An 18710-nucleotide genomic window follows, 5' to 3' on the forward strand; every position below is an offset into this window, starting at 1 on the left:
CACGTGGAGCTGACAGATACTAATCGGTCGAGGGCTTATCCTTAAAATTGTATGAAACGTTTGGAAACGTCGTATCTAGTTTTGAGAGAACATACTCTCTAATTTTATAAAAATCATGGTTAACGTCATGGTTAGGTCTAGTGATGATGGCGAAGAGGTCACACCCGTTCCCATACCGAACACGGAAGTTAAGCTCTTCAGCGCCGATGGTAGTTGGGGGTCTCCCCCTGTTAGAGTAGGACGTCGCTAGGCAATGAGGAAGATGGATGAAGATCCATCTTCTTTTTTTGTATTTAAATCAAAAAAGCACCGTTTTTTGATTTAAACAAGAAAGATAAGCCCTTGTCTGTAAAATTACACGCCCGTGGTTCTATGGAAGGCTGTTTATATAGCTGTTTTTATAATAAGAGAAGGTATATAGCATGAAACGAATCTGCAGTTTGAGCGAACAGGACACCATTCTGAGCGTAGGTGAGGCATTTTGAGCGTAAAACGACGATTCTGAGCGTAACTTGGTGATTTTGAGTGAAAAGAGGATAATCTTGAGCGAACGTGTAACAATTAAAAGAACACGTACCGTAAAAGGTTAAAGCACTTACTCCAGCCTATTCTATGCTTGACCATTAAGGATCAACATAAATAAAAAGGTAGAAGATGTGAACCATCTCCCTTCAGAGCACTTTTGTCGAAAAGTCTATAAATGAAAATTTACAGCTTAAAAAGTAAGATTTACAGTCTAGAAAATAAAACTAAGGTCTATAAATCCAAATTACAGCCTAGAAAATAAAATTACGGCCTGAAAACTATTTTCTCAATCTAACGCAGAGATCGTCACCATAGTAAAAACCTTTTAGATTGAAGTTCATGAAATCCTACGAAAAGATTGATACATTGTAGAATGTCTTATTAAGTCTAAATGAAGCATAATTCCAATCTAATCTGAAAAAAGAGTTCTAATCTGATCCCAATTAAGTAATTTTCCCAAAATTTATTATCTTCAACGTTATATACAACTTTTACATAATCCTCATATCACTTACTCCACCGTAATTTATGCTACACTAGGAGATAAAAATAATGGGGAGGCTATACAAATGAAAGACGTTCATTTCGATACATCAACTGTACATGCAGGTGGTCATAACAATGTTAAGTCTGTAAGCAAGGTTAAGCCAATCTACCAGACTTCAGCTTTTTCTTTTTCCGATCTGGATGATTTAGAAGATTACTTTCGCGGTAAAAATGACTTCCTATATACAAGAATGAACAATCCGAACCAAGATGACTTTGCACGAGGGGTAGCACAGCTCGAAAAAGCTCCAGCGGGTGTGGTTACGTCTTCAGGAATTTCAGCAATTTTAGTTGGTATATTATCCGTGGCTCAATCTGGCGATCATATTGTGGCTTGCGAGGACTTGTACGGAGGCACTTATCAGCTTCTTTCTGATGACTTAAAGAGTTTCGGTATCGAAACTTCATTTGTCTCTTTTAATGATGTAAATGAAGTTGAAAAAAGCATTCGTCCTAATACAAAATTGCTCTACTCGGAATCCGTTACAAATCCTCTTTTACGAGTAGAAGATCTCGGCGCGCTTGTCGGATTAGCTAAAAAGCATGGATTAACTACGATGATTGATAACACCTTTGCAACGCCTTTTGTTTTACAGCCGTACACACAGGGTGTTGATCTTGTCGTTCATAGTGCAACGAAATATTTAAACGGACATAGCGATGTAACGGCAGGTGTTGTTGTAGGCAGTGAGAATTTAATCGCTAAAGCTAAATCTAAAATGGCCCATCTTGGCTGCAACCTTGGACCGTTTGACGCATGGCTGGCATCCAGAGGATTAAAAACGTTAAGCGTGCGTATGGAGCGTCATTTAGCCAATGCAAAGGCATTAGCAGGCGAGTTAAAGGGAACAAAGGGTATTAAGAAAGTATATTATCCTGAGTTTGTCAGCGAAAAAGGGAACGGGGCAATCGTGACGATTGAACTGGACGAAAGCAGTGATGTTCATACGTTTTTTAAATCCCTTGATTGGGTACACATCGTTCCAACATTAGCTGGAGTTGAAACTACTGTTTCCTATCCACTTGGAACCTCTCATCGATCATTGCCAGCAGAAATGTGCGAAACGCTTGGAATTAATAAAAATGTAATCAGAATCTCTGTAGGAATCGAAAATGCAGAGGATATTATTGAAGTTTTTAAAACAGCTGCTCAAAAAGCTTTAGGACTTTAAACTGTAACATAAAAGAAATTGTTCCACTTGTCGAATCGTGGTATGATATCTGGTGAAAGCGCTTCATCAAACACAGCAAGGGAGGCATAAAAATGAAGCCTAAACAGGAATTACATCGCGGGCTCGAGGAAAGACATATTACGCTTATGTCACTTGGGGCTGCTATTGGAGTGGGCTTATTTTTAGGTTCCGCTTCAGCAATTGAGATGGCAGGACCAGCAATTTTATTTGCATATGCTCTAGGTGGAGCAGTAATGTTTATGATCATGAGAGCTCTTGGTGAAATGGCAATCCATCAGCCAGTTGCAGGTTCTTTTAGCCGATACGCAAGAAACTACATTGGACCATTAGCTGGGTACTTAACAGGATGGAACTATTGGTTCTTGTGGATTGTAACTTGTATGGCTGAGATTACAGCAGTAGGAATCTACATGAAGATGTGGTATCCGGACATACCAACGTGGATCTGGGCATTAGCCGCACTTGTCATTATGGCTAGCATCAACCTTCTTGCGATTAAAGCATATGGAGAGTTTGAATTCTGGTTTGCGTTAATTAAAATTGTAGCTATCGTTTTAATGATTGTAACTGGTTTAGGAATGATTATATTTGGTTTTGGTAACGGTGGTGTTGCAACCGGAATCAGCAACCTATGGGAAAATGGCGGATTTGCTCCGAATGGGGTTAAAGGTATTCTCATGTCGATGCAAATGGTTATGTTCGCCTTCTTAGGTATAGAAATGATCGGTGTAACAGCAGGTGAAGTTAAGAACCCTGAAAAATCGATTGCCAAAGCTGTAAATACTGTATTCTGGCGTATTTTATTATTTTATGTCGGGGCATTGTTCGTTATCATGTCGATCTATCCTTGGGATCAAATTGGTACACAAGGAAGTCCGTTTGTATTAACGTTTGAAAAGATCGGAATTGGACAAGCTGCTGGAATCATTAATTTTGTTGTATTAACAGCTGCATTATCTAGCTGTAACAGTGGGATTTTCAGTACAGGCCGTATGTTGTTCAATCTTGCTGAACAAAAACAAGCTCCAGCAAAACTTCATAGTGTAGGTAAAACAGGAGTGCCGTCTACAGCTATTTTAGTTTCAGCTGCTGCCCTATTAGTCGGGGTGGTACTTAACTACTTAGTTCCTGAAAAAGTATTTGTTTGGGTAACGAGTATTTCAACGTTTGGTGCAATCTGGACGTGGTCAGTCATTCTCATTTCTCAATTGAAATTCCGTAAAGGATTAAGTGACGAAGAAAAGGCTGAATTGAAATTTAAAATGCCATTATATCCTTTTGGATCATATATAGCACTTGCAATATTGATATTTGTAGTAGGAATCATGGCTTATTTCCCTGATACACGAATTGCGTTAATAGTAGGCCCATTCTGGCTGATCTTATTAACTGCCATCTACTACGCTAAAGGTTTCCATAAGAGACCAGAAAACGCGAAAAAAGCAGCATAATCAAAGGGCACTGGAAAAAAATAAAATACCAGTGCCTTAATATTTATTTAACACTTGCATCATACTAATAAACGTGTTATATTAATAAATGTCCGAAACAAGTTGTTTAACAAACAACCTTTTATAACGTCGCGGGGTGGAGCAGTCTGGTAGCTCGTCGGGCTCATAACCCGAAGGTCGCAGGTTCAAATCCTGTCCCCGCAACCAATTTTATTTCATGAACAACGTTGAGATTTTTCTTGACCATGAACTACATCAATTACATATAAGCTGGACCCGTGGTGTAGTGGTTAACATGCCTGCCTGTCACGCAGGAGATCGCCGGTTCGACCCCGGTCGGGTCCGCCACTTTTAAAAAACGAAACAAGGTTTCGTGTTTTTTTATGTCTAAAAGTAAGTTAAACTTAAAATATACTACTGATACCTTAGGAGTTCAATCTGATCCTAAGGCTTTTTTATAAACTGATTTAGCCAAGAGGTGGTTCCCAATGCTTCATGATGAATTTGAATGGATAAAAAGCATCACACCGAATTCTTCTTTTCAAAAAGAGTTAGTAACGGGTATTGGTGATGACGCCGCACTTTGGTCAGTAAACAAAGAAATGGATCAAGTCGTATGTGTTGATACGATGGTTGAAGGAGTCCATTTTACGAAAAATACTTTGTCACCTTATCAAGTTGGCTATAAGGCGCTTGCTGTGAACTTGAGCGATTTAGGTGCAATGGGTGCGATACCGCAGTTTTATTTAGTATCTATCGCGATCTCGAAGGACTGGAATGAAGAAGAGCTTGGCGAAGTTTATAAAGGTATGGCCGACCTCGCATCAAAGTACAAAGCAGACCTTATTGGCGGGGATACAGTTTCGACAAAAGGTCCTCTAGTATTAACAGTTACCGTTATTGGAAAAGTAGAAAAAGGGAAACGTCTGCTTCGAAAAAATGCGAAGCCAGGAGATTCTGTCTTTTTAACGGGAGTGACGGGAGAATCTGCAGCAGGGCTACAGCTATTATTAAAAAGCACCAGACACTATCATTTTAACAGTGATGAAGAGCAGCTGATCTTACAGCATCAAATGCCGGCTCCTCATATTGAACCGGGGAGAATATTAGCATCCAGCGGTTTTCGTATCTCCTTAAACGACGTAAGTGATGGAATAGCGAGCGAACTCAATGAAATTGCTGAAGCCAGTCAGGTTACCATACATATTGATGAAAATAAAATCCCTGTCAGTCCATTATTAGTCAGATACCCTAAGAACGAGCAGTTAAAGTATCAGCTGTTTGGCGGAGAAGATTATGTACTGACTGGAACGGTTGCTCAAGATCAGTTCGAACAATTAAGCATATTGTTTCAACAGCATTCTCTGGAGATATTTGAAATTGGGAAAGTTGGAGAAGCTGGTAATGCAGCAGTTTATTTGCATCGAAACGAAAACGAATCATCAGAACGAATTACAAAACAAGGTTTTAATCATTTTAGGGAAAGGTAAGGGAAGTCATGAGTGTTTATCATTTTAAAACAAAGTCAGCGGAAGAAACGATGGCTTTTGCTGAAAAACTAGGGTCAGTCCTCGAAAAAGGAGACGTTCTTACACTGGCTGGAGATCTTGGCGCAGGTAAGACCACTTTCACTAAAGGACTTGCTAAAGGTTTAAGCATAACCCGTACCGTGAACTCCCCTACGTTTACCATCATTAAAGAATACAATGGTCGTTTGCCTCTTTACCATATGGATGTGTACAGACTGGAAGACTCTGATGAAGATTTAGGTTTTGAAGAGTATTTTTCAGGTGAAGGTGTTTGTGTGGTAGAGTGGGCGACCTTTATAGAAGAATATCTGCCAAAAGAGAGACTAGAATTGGTTATCTCGCACATTGGTGAAGACGAACGAGAAATACAACTAACTCCGCTTGGGGAAAGATACGAAGAACGTGTTAAGGAGATTATGCAATGAAAGTACTGGCAATAGATACATCCAACCTAGTTATGGGGATTGCCGTATTGGATGAAGGAAAAGTGCTTGGTGAATATATTACAAACTTAAAGAAAAATCATTCGATACGTGTGATGCCTGCGATCGAGCAGCTAATGAAAGAAACGGGTGTTAAACCTGCTGAACTCGATCGTATCGTTGTTGCTAAAGGTCCTGGCTCGTATACAGGTGTACGAATTGGCGTCACAATCGCTAAAACGCTCGCGTGGACATTAAAAAAAGAACTTGTAGGTATTTCAAGCCTTGAAGTACTCGCACAAAGCGGAAAGTATTTTAATGGTTTTACAGTTCCGTTATTTGATGCCAGACGCACACAGCTGTTTACAGGTCTATATGGACAAGCTGACTCAGGTGAATTTGAGAACCTATGGGAAGATCGCATCATCTTATTAAAAGACTGGCTTGAAAAACTGCAAACAACAGATAAGAAAGTTCTTTTCGTAGGAAACGATCTTCCTATTCATCTGGAAACAATATCTGAGGTTTTGGGAAGTCAGGCTGTATTTGGACATATTTCTGATCATAATCCAAGACCAAGTGAGCTAGGACGAATTGGTATGCAGAGGGAGCCGGATGATATCCATTCATTTACACCAAGTTATCTCCAGCTAGCCGAAGCAGAAGTAAACTGGCTGAAGTCACAGGGCAAGTAGGTGTTTCAGGTGGGAGAGGCATATACTTATAGACTCGCAAAAGTAAGTGACATTGATGATATTCTTGGCATTGAACAGTCTTCCTTCACTGTTCCTTGGTCGAGAGAAGCTTTTTACAGAGAAATCGTTGAAAATCAATTTGCGTATTACCTTGTCATTGAGGACCATTTTCAGCCGATTGGCTATTGCGGCATCTGGCTTGTGATGGATGAAGCTCATGTAACAAATATTGCGATTCTTCCTTCATACAGAGGAAGAAAGCTAGGAGAACAGCTGATGAAAGAAGCGATGATTCTCGCAAAAAGACATGGGGCAGCAACGATGACGCTAGAAGCCCGTGTCAGTAATCACGTTGCCCAAAACTTATATAAGAAACTTGGATTCCAAGCAGGCGGAATTAGAAAAAACTATTACAGTGATAACGGTGAAGATGCGTTAGTTATGTGGGTGGAACTATGAAAAAAGATGAAATCATATTAGCAATCGAAACAAGTTGTGATGAGACAGCTGTAGCCATTGTAAAAAACGGCATAGAGCTATTGGCGAACATTGTGGCTTCACAGATTGAAAGCCATAAACGATTCGGAGGAGTTGTGCCTGAGGTGGCGTCGCGACATCATGTGGAACAAATTACGATCGTTATTGATGAAGCGTTAAATAAAGCTGAGCTTGAGCCGGCTGATTTAACAGCCGTTGCTGTTACCGAAGGACCGGGATTAGTTGGCGCACTCTTAATCGGTGTAAACGCAGCGAAAGTATTTGCGTTCGCACACGGACTGCCGCTTGTACCTGTTCATCATATCGCAGGACACATCTATGCGAACCGTCTTGTAAAAGAGATGACATTCCCGTTGTTGTCACTAATCGTTTCAGGCGGACATACAGAGCTTGTTTTCATGGAAGAACACGGAACCTTCAAAGTGATCGGGGAAACAAGAGATGATGCAGCGGGTGAAGCGTATGATAAAGTCGCTCGTACATTGAACATGCCGTATCCAGGTGGTCCGCATATCGACAAGCTCGCTCAAGAAGGTGAACCGAACATTGACCTGCCGAGAGCTTGGCTTGAACCTGAATCACTGGACTTTAGTTTCAGCGGATTAAAATCAGCTGTAATTAACACCGTTCATAATGCAGCGCAGCGCGGTGAAGTAATTAAGCCAGAAGACTTGGCGGCGAGCTTTCAAGCAAGCGTTGTAGATGTACTTGTGGAAAAAACATTTCGTGCAGCTGATCAATATAAAGTTAAACAAGTTCTTCTTGCAGGTGGTGTAGCCGCGAACAAGGGGTTGCGCAAAGCATTGGAAGAACGATTTAAAGATACTGAATATGATTTAGTAATCCCGCCTTTGCACTTATGCACAGATAATGCTGCAATGATTGCGGCAGCTGGAAGTGTTGCTTATCAAAAGGGGACACGGGCTGATATGGCACTCAACGGAGTACCTGGACTAGATATCGAAGCGCAATAATCAAAGAAAGCTCTTTTTCTTAAAGAAGAAGAGCTTTTTTTGTCGACTAATTGAGACTTCTTTCGACATTCTTATTGTGGAAAAGTTATACACAGGTTTGTGGATATTGTGGACAATGTTTGAAAGAGTTCTACAAATAAGGGTTCATGTTATACACAATTCACACAATGTATACACAATTTTCTGTGGATAACGTGGATAAGTAGAAAATATACTTATAAAACCTAATTTTGTCTTGTGGATAACAAAAAGCTGACAACACTTTTATTAAGGTTGTCAGCTTTTGAAAGCTAAGCATTCTGCAATTCTTCCCATTCTTCCATAAGGGTTTCCATTTCACTATTTAATGTATCTAACTGTGATTGAAACTCTTGTGTTTTCTCGTAATCTTGAAATACCTCAGGTTTGCAAAGTTCACCTTCTGCATACGCAATTTTGCTCTCAAGTCCCTCAAGAAGTTCTTCAATTTCCTCAATTCGGCGCTGTCGTTTACGATCTTGTTTCTTTGCTTCTTTGTCGATTGAGTTCTTGGCACTGTTTGATTGTGCAGAGGACGGCGCGTTTGCTCTGTTTTCGGCTTTTTGGCGTTCTGCAATTTCTTCGCGTGCTTTCATTTCGTTCTTTTTTTCCGTGTAATAATCGTAATCCCCGAGATACTCTGTAATTCCATCTGGAGCCAGTTCAGCCACCTTAGTCGCGATCCGGTTAATAAAATAACGGTCATGGGATACAAAAAGGATGGTTCCTGGATAATGGATCAGCGCTTGTTCCAGAATTTCTTTGCTATCAAGGTCCAAATGGTTCGTCGGCTCGTCCAATAACAGCAGATTGCCTTTTTCCATCATGAGTTTAGCAAGGGCAAGCCGTGCTTTCTGGCCGCCGCTTAACTCGTTTACAAGCTTCAGAACATCATCACCGCTGAAAAGGAACTGGCCAAGGATCGAGCGGATTTCCTTTTCCGTTTTTTCGGGATAATCATCCCAAAGCTCGTTCAAAAGTGTTTTCCGGGAGTGAAGATCGGCTTGTTCCTGATCATAATGTGAAATTTTCAAACCGCTGCCATAGCGAATGTCACCCGTAATGAGCGGCAGCTGTTTTCTAATTACTTTTAATAGTGTCGATTTACCGATTCCGTTAGGGCCGACGATTGCTATACTATCCTGACGGGTTACTGCCAGGTTTACATTTTTAAAAAGTGGAGCTCCGTTTTCATAGGCTGTGCTCACTTCCTCAAGCTTTAACACATCGTTTCCGCTTTGTCTTTCGATATCAAAAGAAAAGGAAGCAGATTTTTCAGATCCTGCAGGACGTTCTTTCAGCTCCATTTTCTCAAGCTGTTTACGGCGGCTCTGTGCGCGTTTTGTCGTTGAAGCACGCACGAGGTTGCGCTGAATAAAATCTTCGAGTTTAGCAACTTGGTCTTGCTGTTTCTCAAATTCTTTCATTTCCTGAGCGAAACGCTCCGCTTTTTGCTCTAGGTAACTAGAATAGTTTCCGGTAAATCGATAACAACGTTTTCTCGATACTTCATAAACGCTAGTCACAATTTTATCTAGGAAATAACGGTCATGGGAAACGATCAGAATCCCGCCTGGGTAACCCTGCAAATATTGCTCCAGCCAAGTTAACGTCTTGATATCAAGATGGTTGGTAGGTTCGTCCAGAATAAGAAGGTCCGGCTTCGTTAAAAGAAGCTTTGCAAGAGCAAGTCTTGTTTTCTGGCCGCCGCTAAGCGTATTGATTCTCGTGTCTCTGTCAAAATCAGCAAATTGAAAACCGTGAAGAACGGTGCGGATCTCAGCTTCGTATTGGTATCCGCCATCGTCCTTAAATTGAACCTGCAGCGCATCATAATCTTTTAAAAGACGCTCATACTCAGCTGCATTTTCTAAAACACCCGGATCGCCCATACTCGCTTCCATTTCACGCAGCTTCTTCTCTTTTTTGCGAAGAGGTTCAAAGACCGAGAGCATTTCGTTCCAGATCGTTTCATCTGAATCAAGGCCGGCATCCTGTGCGAGGTAGCCAGTTTTCACATCTTTTGGAATCATGACATGACCGGAATCGTATGAATACTCCCCAGTAATAACACGAAGAAGAGTAGACTTTCCTGCGCCGTTTCTGCCAACAAGCGCAATACGTTCTCCAGTTTGGACTTCTAATTTTATATTGGATAAAATGACGTCAGCGCCAAAGGACTTTGTGACGTCTTGAACTTGTAATATAATCATTTCAATTCACCTCTATGAAAAAGGGTGATTTTTATTCAGGCTGTTGTCTTAACCTTCGCAGCTTGAAGGAGTTGCTTTCCGCTCCAGGATGCTCGCTTTCCGGGGGGCGTGCGGTGAGCCTCCTCTGCGCTTTGCGCCGTTAGGAGTCTCACCTGTCCCGCTCATCCCCCAGGAGTCTCGCACCTTGCGCTCCAACCAACTGTTCAATGAAGTCGAAACAACAAATCTCATAGAAAAAAGCCCCTAATAATAATCTTTAACCCTGTCTACTAGTAGTTTAGCTTAGTTTGGAGATTCACGCCAACAAAGGGAATGTTCAACATTTTGCAATATTTACATGGAAGAATATAACGACAATAAAAGCGGTTTCGTGTATATTCAACTTGAGGAGGGGTTTTATGAAAGAGTTAACCCATTTTAACGAAGAAGGCCGTGCCAGAATGGTGGATATTTCAGAAAAGGAAACATCATACCGAACAGCTATCGCGGTCAGCGGGATAACCGTATCTGAAGAAGTCTTCCTTAAGATTAAAGACAACAAGTTCAAAAAAGGGGACGTTCTCGCAGTTGCTCAAATTGCTGGAATCATGGCAGCTAAAAAAACATCTGACTGGATTCCAATGTGCCACCCGCTCTCATTAACCGGCGTTGATCTTTCTTTTCAATGGGAAAAAGAAAGTGACGAAGGATACAAATTAAATATACAAGCTGAAGTAAGAACAAAAGGGAGTACTGGAGTAGAGATGGAAGCACTCACGGCCGCCTCTGCTGCAGCTTTGACCGTATATGATATGTGTAAAGCAGCAGATAAAGGAATGATCATCGGTCCTACATATCTCGTCTCAAAAACAGGCGGAAAGAATGGGGATTTCGTACGCTAATCAAGCCCTGACAAAGTATGATACAATAGGAAAAGATAAGCTTTCTGAATATGGAGGGCCAATACATGAACCAAGATCAGCTAAAAATACCGCATGCTACAGCTAAACGGCTGCCATTATATTACCGGTTTCTAAAAAATCTCTCGTCCTCAGGAAAGCAAAGGGTGTCGTCTGCTGAATTGAGTGAGGCTGTAAAAGTAGATTCTGCTACGATACGAAGAGATTTTTCCTATTTTGGAGCGTTAGGGAAAAAGGGTTATGGCTACAATGTTAACTACTTGCTCTCATTTTTCCGCAAAACCCTTAATCAGGATGAAACAACAACGGTTGCTTTAATCGGAGTAGGTAATTTAGGAACTGCCTTTTTGCATTACAATTTTACAAAAAATAATAATACAAAAATAGAAGTCGCATTCGACGTAGATGAATCTAAAATCGGTACCGAGATCGCTGGAGTACCTATTTATCATACGAACGATATTGAAAGTGAACTTGAGAAGCGGGGAATCGACGTTGCCATTCTAACTGTGCCTGTTGGTGCAGCCCAGCCGATCGCAGATCAGCTGGAAAGAGCGGGAGTAAAAGGAATCTTGAACTTTACGCCGGCACGTCTAACCTTATCCTCAGAAATTCGCGTACACCATATTGATTTAGCTGTAGAACTGCAGTCACTCGTTTATTTTATGAAAAATTACTCTTAAAGGAGGAAGTACAATGTTAGGACCAGGAAGTATCGCATTAATTGGATTGGCAGCTTTAGTGATGTTTGGACCAAAGAAACTGCCTGAATTAGGAAAAGCAGCAGGTAAGACGCTTCGCGAGTTCAAAAATGCAACAAAAGGCATTATGGACGATGACGATGATAAAAAGAAGGAAAGCGAACAACAGAAGTAAGGATGTTTTTCTATGACCTCTGAAAAAAATATGACGTTATACGACCACGTTGGTGAGTTAAGAAAACGCATCATGTGGGCACTAATAGCTTTCTTTGTATTTCTTATCGTTGGATTTTTCTTAGCTAAGCATGTGATCGTGTATTTGCAAAGTGATCCGATCGCTAAAGATATTCAAATGAACGCATTTCACTTAACAGACCCATTGAATGTCTATATGACTTTCGCATTCTTTATCGGCTGTGTATTAGCAGCGCCAGTCGTTCTGTATCAGCTATGGGCGTTTATTAGCCCGGGTCTTTACGAAAATGAACGAAAAGTAACACTGATGTATATCCCGATTGCATTTTTGCTATTCTTAACGGGATTGGCATTCTCTTATTTTATTCTCTTTCCGTTTGTTGTAAGTTTTATGGGCAATGTTGCGACTGCGCTTAGTGTTGAAGGAGAATACGGAATCCAGGAATATTTCTCATTTTTATTTAATATTACATTGCCGTTTGGATTGCTGTTTCAGTTCCCGGTGCTGATCATGTTTTTGACACGATTAGGGATTGTAACACCAAACTATTTAAAAAGAATAAGGAAAGTCGCTTATTTTGGGATTCTAGTTATAGCCGGATTCATTACTCCGCCAGAACTTTTGTCTCACTTAATGGTTACTTTTCCGTTAATTCTTCTTTATGAAATCAGTATCCTGATTTCCAGAACGGCATATAAAAAACGGATGAAAGCAGAAGTGGAAGCTCTTGTGAAAGAGAAAGAAGCTGAAGTTGAATCTGCATATAATGAATAAGAAAGAGGGTCTCTTAATGGGAGCCCTCTTTTCGTCTGTTTTTCTAAGGATTTGGAGATTTTTACGGTACGTGTTCTTATTTTTATTACACGTTCACGCAGAAAAGTTGTACTTTCACGCAATCGAGTGCTAGTTCCACGCACAATCACCCTGGTTCCATGCTAACTGGGCTTTGGTCCACGCCAAATACCTAGGCTTTCACGCGATAATCTGGAAATCCCTAAATAAAAAGAAAAACTGCCTCATAAAGGACAGTTTTTTGTATCTATTTCTTTCGTTTTCTTTTCAAATGGTTATTTAACGCGAAGTATCTGATGGCATTTGCGAAATCAAATGTTGCGACAACCATGGTGATGATCGTCCAGAAACTTGTCATTCCGTACTCACTAGCATAATGAACAGCTAAGTACGTAAAGACGACTCCGATTCCTAAATATAAAAATGCCATAAACAAAGGTGATGTCTTCATAGCAGTCCTCCAAAAATCAATTGCGCTGTTTCTAGCTGTTTTTCCATTTCCTTGATCTTATCAGCAAGGAAAATCTGGACAATTAATACGANAGGTAAAGCCCATTGCCGTGTATATTAATAGATGTGTAAAGTCCGCATGAACAGCAGCAAAAATAAGAGAACTGATCAAAGCAGATAGAAAGAAATTAAATCGTTTATGAAGTGATCCAAAAATAATCTTTCGGAAGATAATCTCTTCTAATATTGGGCCGACAATGGCCGTGACAATCATAAAGTATTGTACATCTTTTACGATTTCAACAAGCTTTTCTGTGTTTTCAGAACCAGGCTGAATGCCAAATACGTTTATTTCAATAAGGCTGGCAATAATTTGAGCGGCATACGCCATAAAAATACCGATGATTGACCACATAACTGCAGAGCCTTTTGACACCCGTTCAGAATCGCGATGCCGGCTTTTAATCTCAGGCATCAGCATGTAAAGGATAATGAATAGAGCTGCAATAAAACTTATTGTCCCCCACATTCCAAACAATTGATTTTCAGGAACACCAAGTTCATTCAATAGAGGAATTCCAAGATATCCCGAGAATTGCATAAGTATGTATATAAAGATGATCCACCAGTATTTTTTCTTCAAATTAAGTTCTCCTTTAATTCCTCACGCGAATACTCTTACTTATTATTACTCTTTATATGCTAACCCATTTTAACATAGAATAGGCATGGCTCGCGAGGATATCGATTTTGAGAACTTTTTCATATTTCCTGCTTGCAAAGTTTTAAAGTTTTATTTATTATTAGAAATGGAGTTAGCACTCACCAACAAAGAGTGCTAATAAGAAAATTTTTTAACTATTTAAGGAGGGTGTTTCACTTGTTAAAGCCATTAGGTGACCGTATTATTATTGAGCTTGTAGAAGGTGAAGAAAAAACTGCAAGCGGCATTGTATTGCCAGATTCAGCAAAAGAAAAGCCTCAAGAAGGAAAAGTTGTTGCTGTAGGTACGGGCCGTGTGACGGATAACGGCGAGCGTATCTCTTTAGAAGTTTCAGAAGGAAACACAATTATTTTCTCTAAATACGCTGGTACAGAAGTGAAGTACCAAGGCAAAGAATACTTGATTCTTCGTGAATCTGACGTTTTAGCGATCGTAGGCTAATCTCAGAGAATGGAAGCTTCAATGTTTTGAAGCTACATAAATAAAAGCATATGTAAGTCACTACTTTTTTAAATTAATGGGAGGGTTTTTACATGGCTAAAGATATTAAATTTAGTGAAGACGCACGCCGCTCAATGCTACGCGGTGTTGATGCATTAGCGAACGCTGTAAAAGTAACGCTTGGACCTAAAGGGCGCAACGTTGTACTTGAAAAGAAATTTGGTTCACCGCTAATTACAAATGACGGTGTAACAATCGCAAAAGAAATCGAGCTTGAAGATGCATTCGAAAACATGGGTGCTAAGCTTGTAGCTGAAGTTGCAAGCAAAACGAACGACGTTGCTGGGGACGGAACAACAACTGCAACAGTTCTTGCTCAAGCGATGATCCGTGAAGGACTTAAGAACGTAACAAGCGGTGCAAACCCAATGGTACTTCGTAAAGGTATCGAAAAAGCGACAGCTGCTGCAGTAGCAGAGCTTAAAGCAATTTCTAAGCCGATCGAAGGAAAAGAATCAATCGCACAAGTTGCATCGATCTCTGCAGCTGACGATGAAGTAGGTCAATTGATTGCTGAAGCGATGGAGCGCGTTGGAAATGACGGCGTAATCACAATCGAAGAATCAAAAGGATTCACAACTGAGCTTGAAGTGGTTGAAGGTATGCAGTTTGACCGCGGATATGCATCTCCATACATGGTTACAAACTCTGACAAGATGGAAGCAGAGCTGGAGAACCCGTACATCCTTATCACAGATAAGAAGATTACAAACATTCAAGAAATCCTTCCAGTTCTTGAGCAAGTGGTACAGCAAGGCAAGTCATTGTTGTTAATTGCTGAAGACGTTGAAGGTGAAGCACTTGCTACTCTAGTAGTTAACAAGCTTCGCGGAACATTCAATGCAGTAGCTGTTAAAGCTCCTGGATTCGGTGACCGTCGTAAAGCAATGCTAGAAGACATCGCAGTACTAACTGGCGGTGAAGTAATTACTGAAGAGCTAGGTCTTGACCTTAAGACTGCGAACATCACGCAGCTTGGTACAGCTTCTAAAGTTGTTGTAACAAAAGAAAACACAACAATCGTTGAAGGTGCTGGAGACTCTGCTAAAATTGCAGCTCGTGTTAACCAAATTAAAGCTCAGCTTGAAGAAACAACTTCTGAGTTCGATAAAGAAAAATTACAAGAGCGCCTAGCGAAATTAGCTGGCGGTGTAGCAGTAATCAAAGTTGGTGCAGCTACTGAAACTGAGTTAAAAGAGCGCAAACTTCGTATCGAAGACGCATTGAACTCTACGCGTGCAGCAGTTGAAGAGGGTATCGTATCCGGTGGTGGTACAGCTCTAGTTAACGTACTAAGCGCAATTTCAAAAGTTGAAGCTTCTGGCGACGAATTAACAGGTGTTAAGCTTGTACTTCGTGCACTTGAAGAGCCAGTTCGTCAAATCGCACACAACGCAGGTCTTGAAGGATCTGTAGTGGTTGAGCGCTTGAAGAACGAAGAAATCGGAGTTGGATTTAACGCAGCAACTGGCGAGTGGGTAAACATGTTCGAATCAGGAATCGTTGACCCAACGAAAGTTACGCGTTCAGCTCTACAAAACGCAGCGTCTGTTTCTGCAATGTTCCTAACAACAGAAGCAGTAATCGCGGATAAGCCAGAAGAAAACGCTGGCGGCGGAATGCCTGACATGTCCGGTATGGGCATGGGTGGAATGGGCGGCATGATGTAATAAAGCCAAGCCCTTGGTATGATATGGTTGAGCAACCATCCCAAAACATTTTGAGATTTTTTATTGAAAGCTAAAATGTTTTAAACCCTCTCTTAAACTTAGGAGTTTTAAGAGAGGCTTTTTTTATGATTAGATTTACATAACAGTTATTATTCAGCCATAGAATGATTTAGAAGATAAGCCAGCCAATGTTTTGCATCTTCTATAAAAATAGTTGTTGAATGATTAATCGTATATTATATCTTTGCCTTGTTCACGTAATTGTTTTAAAGATATAAGCATATGATTTATTTCCTCATCGGAATGTCTTTCCCATGACCCTAATTCAGCAATTATTTTCAAGGGGGATTTAGACCTATAAGAACGAGTTGGGTTTCCAGGAAATTTTTTGTCTGTTAAGTTCGGATCATTTTCAAAATCACCTAATGGCTCTACAATGTAAATTCTTTCTTTTGATTTAGATGCTGCTAATTCAGCACCCCATTTTGCCGCATCTAATGTTGCAGTGAAATATATATAGTTGGATTTTTTGTCTTGGTAATTTGATAAGTGTTGCGGTTCTAAAAGATCTCCAATTTTGAGTTCTGCTTTAGTTCCATGAAAGAAAGGACCATTATCTAAGGCATCTTTTTTGTCGTTCATACTGATACACCTCTTATATTTTTAGATTTGTATATAACAGTTTAAGACAGGAACATTAGAAAGTGTAGTCTATAAATATTTTATAATTAGGAGTATAATGTAAGTAGAGAGAATGTATTCTAACGAAAATTACCTATTTTTTGCGTTTTAATGAACAATCAAAGTTTATGGTTGCTGCGGATTAAATAGACGACATATGGTCATGTTTTTAAAAAGTGTTATTTAAATAATCAGACGCTATAATTGAAGACCGCTTACCTTTTAGATTAAAAAAGCTTCTCACAAGTTTAATTAACTCGTGAGAAGCTTTTTTATCTCTAATAATTTACTTCTCTACCTTCTCCCCAAATGCCTCAGGAATCATCGTAAACCCTTCAATAACCGTATCTTCTTCCACTTCAATCATGAGGTACCGTTTACCGCTAAGCTGAACTTGTTTAACGTACCTTAAATCTTGCGGGCTAATTGAAATATTAGCTACTTTTGTATTGATTTTAATAGATTTGGAATTATACTTTGGTACAACGCTGCTTGCTTTAAACTCATATTTTTTATCATCAATCACTTTTTGGAAAGCTGTTTCTACTTTTTCCGGACTAACATCTTCAACACCGCTCGCCATTAACACTCGTTCAACGTCCTTGGAGTCTAATCTAGGATGTTCTTCTTCTTCATTTTCCTCGATCATTCGGTTAATCTCTTCATACACATTGGAGAGAGTGGATGTATTCAACTGATTCCCTGTAACGTCTTTAATGATTTCTTCAAAAACGATCTTATCGTCTTTTGCCGTCATGATTTCTTCGCCATTTAAAACTTGCTCAATGAAATCATAATCGGGCTCATGGACTTTGCCTGCTGAATAGAGTATGTGGTTCACATCGGCTGCATTATCACTGAAACAAGGAAAAAGAAACCCTCCGATTGGCGCATTTAGGTTGATGATAGGATCGACGACAAAATTGTACTTGAATTCTTTTTCAATATAATCAAAGAGAAGTTCTTTTTTCGGTTCTTGTGTATTGTTTATGCTGCTCAAAATAAAGGGGAAGGAGTAGACGGCATCTCGTTCACTTATCTCAGCCTCATCATTTTTGCGCTTTGTCGGCTTATAGTATTCTCCCTTAATGAAGGTGATTACAATATCCTTTTCGTATTGGCGATTTAAAAGCATTTTGCCTACCATTTGAAGCATTCGCTCTTTCCAGTCTTCTAAATTACTGCTCAGCATACCTTGATGCAAAATGAGCTGGCTGTTGTTTTCAGCATTCTTTTGAAATTTTAATTCAAAGAGCTTTTCATCTAGATTTCCGCCAAGTAATTTTTTAAAGTTATTTAAAAACAGCTCTTGTTGTTCTGGATCCAGCATTTCGAAGGGCTGACTCACGTGATGATAAATATCACTTGATTCCTTCGTAATATAGACGTTAAAAATAGTGGAGATTTTAAGTAAATCATTATCTTTTTTAAATTGCTTTCGGAACTGTGCTACGTCTTTTTTGTTCATGTTCTAAACACTCCTACGTTGCTGCGATTTTAAAGGCGGACATTCTCAACCTTTTGAAGTATTCTTTATTTTAACATTTAGACGAAGTTAAGTGTCATGGGGATATTCCGCAGAAAAAAACCTCCTCGATATTGAGAAGGTCGATTTACATATTTAACAAGTCTTTTAACTTGGCGACATCTTTTTCCTGGAGTGTATAGCCTGTATGAGTATCCTCGATATTCATAATCATTCCACCACTGTGATCTTTTCTTAACCAGAGAAAATAGGTTTCTTTATTGCCTTCTGAATCTATGAGGCTAATTTCAAAATTATTTTTCGCCACATCTAAAATGCCAAGTATCTTCTCAGCAGATTTTATAGCATCTCTAGCAATTTTTATTTCTCTTTCGTCATAAAACGTCTTATTTACTTCACCTGTTACTTTTAGTTTTTCTGAGGGTGCCTGATTAGCTTCTTTATCTGAAATCAAGCTGTACCCTGAAAACAAGATCGAACAAATGATAAAAGAAAGAATGATGAACCCCTTTTTCATGTTACACCCCTAAAATCCAACTTATAAAG

The 18710-nt window shown here is 39.8% G+C and carries 18 protein-coding genes, 2 tRNA genes, 1 rRNA gene and 1 pseudogene; 16 read left to right on the top strand and 6 right to left on the bottom strand.

The window, feature by feature from the left end; translation table 11 throughout:
• Nucleotides 1-136 precede the first annotated feature (136 nt).
• The 10 genes and pseudogenes from rrf to tsaD all read left to right on the top strand — a co-directional run bounded on the left by rrf (nucleotide 137) and on the right by tsaD (nucleotide 7833).
• Nucleotides 137-252, top strand: a 5S ribosomal RNA gene (gene rrf / locus ACFQ4X_RS16930).
• Between the two features lie 842 nt (nucleotides 253-1094).
• Complete coding sequence (locus tag ACFQ4X_RS16935) at nucleotides 1095-2243, top strand: trans-sulfuration enzyme family protein (protein WP_379837305.1); 1149 nt, start codon at nucleotides 1095-1097, stop codon at nucleotides 2241-2243.
• Between the two features lie 92 nt (nucleotides 2244-2335).
• Nucleotides 2336-3715, top strand: a complete 1380-nt coding sequence (locus tag ACFQ4X_RS16940; RefSeq protein ID WP_066286262.1) for an amino acid permease — start codon at nucleotides 2336-2338, stop codon at nucleotides 3713-3715.
• A gap of 130 nt (nucleotides 3716-3845) precedes the next feature.
• Nucleotides 3846-3922: transfer RNA gene (locus ACFQ4X_RS16945), tRNA-Met, on the top strand.
• A gap of 65 nt (nucleotides 3923-3987) precedes the next feature.
• Nucleotides 3988-4063 (top strand) — tRNA-Asp (locus tag ACFQ4X_RS16950).
• Between the two features lie 140 nt (nucleotides 4064-4203).
• Entirely contained in the window at nucleotides 4204-5205 is a 1002-nt protein-coding gene (gene thiL, locus ACFQ4X_RS16955) for a thiamine-phosphate kinase (protein WP_379837307.1), read from the top strand.
• An 8-nt stretch (nucleotides 5206-5213) separates the two neighbouring features.
• Nucleotides 5214-5724: pseudogene (tsaE, locus tag ACFQ4X_RS16960) on the top strand (tRNA (adenosine(37)-N6)-threonylcarbamoyltransferase complex ATPase subunit type 1 TsaE).
• Nucleotides 5702-6361 carry a tRNA (adenosine(37)-N6)-threonylcarbamoyltransferase complex dimerization subunit type 1 TsaB gene (gene tsaB / locus ACFQ4X_RS16965; protein ID WP_379837348.1) on the top strand — a complete coding sequence of 220 codons (660 nt, stop codon included), beginning with the start codon at nucleotides 5702-5704 and terminating at the stop codon, nucleotides 6359-6361. The pseudogene tsaE and the gene tsaB overlap by 23 nt, the downstream one beginning before the upstream one ends.
• A gap of 9 nt (nucleotides 6362-6370) precedes the next feature.
• Complete coding sequence (gene rimI / locus ACFQ4X_RS16970) at nucleotides 6371-6820, top strand: ribosomal protein S18-alanine N-acetyltransferase (protein ID WP_379837309.1); 450 nt, start codon at nucleotides 6371-6373, stop codon at nucleotides 6818-6820.
• Complete coding sequence (tsaD, locus tag ACFQ4X_RS16975; RefSeq protein ID WP_379837311.1) at nucleotides 6817-7833, top strand: tRNA (adenosine(37)-N6)-threonylcarbamoyltransferase complex transferase subunit TsaD; 1017 nt, start codon at nucleotides 6817-6819, stop codon at nucleotides 7831-7833. The genes rimI and tsaD overlap by 4 nt, the downstream gene beginning before the upstream one ends.
• Nucleotides 7834-8123: 290 nt before the next feature.
• Here the strand turns inward: tsaD and ACFQ4X_RS16980 are convergent, their stop codons facing one another.
• Nucleotides 8124-10064, bottom strand: a complete 1941-nt coding sequence (locus ACFQ4X_RS16980; RefSeq protein ID WP_379837313.1) for an ABC-F family ATP-binding cassette domain-containing protein — start codon at nucleotides 10062-10064, stop codon at nucleotides 8124-8126.
• Between the two features lie 398 nt (nucleotides 10065-10462).
• On the opposite strand from ACFQ4X_RS16980, the gene moaC reads away from it, so the two are divergent.
• From moaC to tatC, 4 genes are all read left to right on the top strand, one after another.
• On the top strand, nucleotides 10463-10945 hold the full coding sequence (gene moaC, locus ACFQ4X_RS16985) for a cyclic pyranopterin monophosphate synthase MoaC (protein WP_379837315.1): 483 nt from the start codon (nucleotides 10463-10465) through the stop codon (nucleotides 10943-10945).
• A 65-nt stretch (nucleotides 10946-11010) separates the two neighbouring features.
• On the top strand, nucleotides 11011-11646 hold the full coding sequence (locus ACFQ4X_RS16990) for a redox-sensing transcriptional repressor Rex (RefSeq protein WP_066286277.1): 636 nt from the start codon (nucleotides 11011-11013) through the stop codon (nucleotides 11644-11646).
• A 13-nt stretch (nucleotides 11647-11659) separates the two neighbouring features.
• Nucleotides 11660-11839, top strand: a complete 180-nt coding sequence (locus ACFQ4X_RS16995) for a twin-arginine translocase TatA/TatE family subunit (RefSeq protein ID WP_379837317.1) — start codon at nucleotides 11660-11662, stop codon at nucleotides 11837-11839.
• A gap of 12 nt (nucleotides 11840-11851) precedes the next feature.
• Nucleotides 11852-12634, top strand: a complete 783-nt coding sequence (gene tatC, locus ACFQ4X_RS17000; RefSeq protein ID WP_379837319.1) for a twin-arginine translocase subunit TatC — start codon at nucleotides 11852-11854, stop codon at nucleotides 12632-12634.
• Between the two features lie 265 nt (nucleotides 12635-12899).
• Here tatC and ACFQ4X_RS17005 read toward each other — a convergent pair whose 3' ends face one another.
• Both ACFQ4X_RS17005 and ACFQ4X_RS17010 read right to left on the bottom strand, forming a co-directional pair.
• Entirely contained in the window at nucleotides 12900-13103 is a 204-nt protein-coding gene (locus ACFQ4X_RS17005; protein WP_077365776.1) for a YdiK family protein, read from the bottom strand.
• Between the two features lie 60 nt (nucleotides 13104-13163).
• Entirely contained in the window at nucleotides 13164-13703 is a 540-nt protein-coding gene (locus tag ACFQ4X_RS17010) for a CPBP family intramembrane glutamic endopeptidase (protein WP_425589404.1), read from the bottom strand.
• 279 nt (nucleotides 13704-13982) lie between these two features.
• On the opposite strand from ACFQ4X_RS17010, the gene groES reads away from it, so the two are divergent.
• On the top strand, nucleotides 13983-14267 hold the full coding sequence (groES, locus tag ACFQ4X_RS17015) for a co-chaperone GroES (protein WP_066242572.1): 285 nt from the start codon (nucleotides 13983-13985) through the stop codon (nucleotides 14265-14267).
• 92 nt (nucleotides 14268-14359) lie between these two features.
• Nucleotides 14360-15997, top strand: coding sequence for a chaperonin GroEL (gene groL, locus ACFQ4X_RS17020; RefSeq protein WP_379837324.1), 1638 nt, complete (start codon nucleotides 14360-14362; stop codon nucleotides 15995-15997).
• Nucleotides 15998-16222: 225 nt separating this feature from the next.
• Here the strand turns inward: groL and arr are convergent, their stop codons facing one another.
• From arr to ACFQ4X_RS17035, 3 genes are all read right to left on the bottom strand, one after another.
• Nucleotides 16223-16639, bottom strand: coding sequence for an NAD(+)--rifampin ADP-ribosyltransferase (gene arr / locus ACFQ4X_RS17025; RefSeq protein WP_379837326.1), 417 nt, complete (start codon nucleotides 16637-16639; stop codon nucleotides 16223-16225).
• A 325-nt stretch (nucleotides 16640-16964) separates the two neighbouring features.
• Nucleotides 16965-18146, bottom strand: coding sequence for a DUF4317 domain-containing protein (locus ACFQ4X_RS17030; RefSeq protein WP_379837328.1), 1182 nt, complete (start codon nucleotides 18144-18146; stop codon nucleotides 16965-16967).
• Nucleotides 18147-18291: 145 nt separating this feature from the next.
• Nucleotides 18292-18681, bottom strand: coding sequence for a hypothetical protein (locus ACFQ4X_RS17035; RefSeq protein WP_379837330.1), 390 nt, complete (start codon nucleotides 18679-18681; stop codon nucleotides 18292-18294).
• Between the last annotated feature and the right edge of the window lie 29 nt (nucleotides 18682-18710).

This window comes from Fictibacillus halophilus (genome assembly GCF_042680145.1).
In the GTDB taxonomy this organism is placed as follows: domain Bacteria; phylum Bacillota; class Bacilli; order Bacillales; family Fictibacillaceae; genus Fictibacillus; species Fictibacillus halophilus_A.

What these genes read in the sequence shown, in the direction of transcription:
- ACFQ4X_RS16935 (WP_379837305.1), top strand. Translation starts at nt 1,095, where the DNA reads ATGAAAGACGTTCATTTCGATACATCAACTGTACATGCAGGTGGTCAT.
- ACFQ4X_RS16940 (WP_066286262.1), top strand. Translation starts at nt 2,336, where the DNA reads ATGAAGCCTAAACAGGAATTACATCGCGGGCTCGAGGAAAGACATATT.
- thiL (WP_379837307.1), top strand. Translation starts at nt 4,204, where the DNA reads ATGCTTCATGATGAATTTGAATGGATAAAAAGCATCACACCGAATTCT.
- tsaB (WP_379837348.1), top strand. Translation starts at nt 5,702, where the DNA reads ATGGGGATTGCCGTATTGGATGAAGGAAAAGTGCTTGGTGAATATATT.
- tsaD (WP_379837311.1), top strand. Translation starts at nt 6,817, where the DNA reads ATGAAAAAAGATGAAATCATATTAGCAATCGAAACAAGTTGTGATGAG.
- ACFQ4X_RS16980 (WP_379837313.1), bottom strand. Translation starts at nt 10,064, where the DNA reads ATGATTATATTACAAGTTCAAGACGTCACAAAGTCCTTTGGCGCTGAC.
- moaC (WP_379837315.1), top strand. Translation starts at nt 10,463, where the DNA reads ATGAAAGAGTTAACCCATTTTAACGAAGAAGGCCGTGCCAGAATGGTG.
- ACFQ4X_RS16990 (WP_066286277.1), top strand. Translation starts at nt 11,011, where the DNA reads ATGAACCAAGATCAGCTAAAAATACCGCATGCTACAGCTAAACGGCTG.
- ACFQ4X_RS16995 (WP_379837317.1), top strand. Translation starts at nt 11,660, where the DNA reads ATGTTAGGACCAGGAAGTATCGCATTAATTGGATTGGCAGCTTTAGTG.
- tatC (WP_379837319.1), top strand. Translation starts at nt 11,852, where the DNA reads ATGACCTCTGAAAAAAATATGACGTTATACGACCACGTTGGTGAGTTA.
- ACFQ4X_RS17005 (WP_077365776.1), bottom strand. Translation starts at nt 13,103, where the DNA reads ATGAAGACATCACCTTTGTTTATGGCATTTTTATATTTAGGAATCGGA.
- groL (WP_379837324.1), top strand. Translation starts at nt 14,360, where the DNA reads ATGGCTAAAGATATTAAATTTAGTGAAGACGCACGCCGCTCAATGCTA.
- arr (WP_379837326.1), bottom strand. Translation starts at nt 16,639, where the DNA reads ATGAACGACAAAAAAGATGCCTTAGATAATGGTCCTTTCTTTCATGGA.
- ACFQ4X_RS17030 (WP_379837328.1), bottom strand. Translation starts at nt 18,146, where the DNA reads ATGAACAAAAAAGACGTAGCACAGTTCCGAAAGCAATTTAAAAAAGAT.
- ACFQ4X_RS17035 (WP_379837330.1), bottom strand. Translation starts at nt 18,681, where the DNA reads ATGAAAAAGGGGTTCATCATTCTTTCTTTTATCATTTGTTCGATCTTG.